Origin of the sequence: Actinoplanes sp. NPDC051633, assembly GCF_040681735.1 — a bacterium.
Classification (GTDB): domain Bacteria; phylum Actinomycetota; class Actinomycetes; order Mycobacteriales; family Micromonosporaceae; genus Actinoplanes.
This window is the reverse complement of sequence record NZ_JBFAZH010001500.1, coordinates 1-1,591: the sequence shown is the minus strand read 5'-3', so window position 1 is coordinate 1,591 and position 1,591 is coordinate 1. Positions and strand designations below refer to the sequence as shown.

The window sequence follows — 1,591 nt, the reverse complement described above, 5'->3', positions numbered from 1 at the left end:
CGGCCGCGACCGCCGCCGCACGCGAGCTCGGCGCGGCCCTCCGGCGCGTGGTCCAACACCTCGATCAGAACCTGCCGGAGGTACGCGGGGTCGCGCGGGAGCCGGAAGTCCGGCCACTCGACCCACCGGCTGGTCCACCCGAACTCCGGTGGCGCCGCGCCCAGCAGATAGACCCCGAACGTCGGCGCGTGCCCGGACGGCATGGCATCGCGCAGACCCCGCCCGCGCACCAGCACTCCCGAGGGCAGCCGCACCACCCCCGCGGCATCCGGATTCCAGCCGACCGTCATGGCGGATAAGATAACCGCGTGTTCAGCACCCGACGCCGCCGCTCCCCGCTCCGTCCGCGCTGACACGTGTCTCCCGCCGGCGGGTCTCCGCCGAGCTGAGGTGACGACCCGTCGATAACCCGATGAGGTCGCCCGATGAATCTCGAAGCTCAGCTGTCCGCCTCGCTCGCGTCCGCCTACGCGGCGATCGCCGGGCAACCCGTGGATCCGGTGGTCCGCCGCTCCCAGCACGCCGACTTCCAGAGCGACGCGTCCCTGCAACTCGCCCGCACGCTGCGCCGCGCGCCGCGGGACATCGCCGCTGAGGTCGTCGCCCGCGCCGCATTCGACGGCCTCGCCACCGCGTCCGTCTCCGGGCCGGGGTTCATCAACCTGACCGTGGACGACTCCGTCATCGCCGCCGCGGTCGCCGGCCCGGTCGAGATCCCGCGGACGACGTCGCCGCAGACCGTGGTGATCGACTACTCGGCGCCCAACGTGGCCAAGGAGATGCACGTCGGCCATCTGCGGTCGACGATCATCGGCGACGCCGCGGCCCGGCTGCTCGAGCAGATCGGCCACGACGTGCGGCGGGCCAACCATCTGGGCGACTGGGGCACGCCGTTCGGCATGCTCGTCGAGCACCTGCAGGAGCACCCCGCGGGCGACGATCTGACCGCGTTCTACCAGGCCGCGCGGGCCCGGTTCGACGCCGATGAGGACTTCCGCACCCGGTCGCGGCGGCGGGTGGTGGCGCTGCAGGGCGGCGACGAGCAGACCCTCGCGCTGTGGCGGGAGCTGGTCGCCCGGTCCGAGCGGCACTTCCTGGCGGTGTACGACCGGATGGGCATCACGCTGAGCCCGGACGACTTCGTGGGGGAGAGCTTCTACAACGACATGCTGCCCGGCGTCGTCGACGACCTGTCCGACCTCGGTCTGCTGCTCCAGAGCGAGGGCGCGCTGTGCGCGTTCCCGGCCGGCTTCACCGGACGCGACGGCGAACCGCTGCCGCTGATCGTGCGCAAGAGCGACGGCGGATTCGGGTACGCGGCCACCGACCTCGCCGCGGTCCGATACCGGGTCGGCATGCTGCACGCCGACCGGATGCTCTACGTCGTCGGCACCCCGCAGCGCACCCACTTCCGGATGGTGTGGGCGGTGGCCCGCGAGGCCGGCTGGATCCCCTCGCAGGTGAGCGTCGAGCACGTCGCGTTCGGCTCGATCCTCGGCCGCGACGGGAAACCGTTCAAGAGCCGGTCGGGCGACACGATCAGGCTGGCCGAGCTGCTCGACGAGGCGGTCACCCGGGCGTCGGAGCTGAA

General features: G+C 72.5%; 2 protein-coding genes. One reads left to right on the top strand and one right to left on the bottom strand.

Features of this window, described 5'->3' with window-relative positions; genetic code table 11:
* The coding region (locus AB0M20_RS42510) for a protein phosphatase (protein ID WP_364307083.1) at positions 1-290 on the bottom strand (290 nt) is incomplete at its 3' end.
* A gap of 135 nt (positions 291-425) precedes the next feature.
* Here AB0M20_RS42510 and argS point away from each other — a divergent pair.
* Positions 426-1,591 (top strand): arginine--tRNA ligase (gene argS / locus AB0M20_RS42505; protein WP_364307082.1); only part of this gene is annotated, 1,166 nt, incomplete at its 3' end.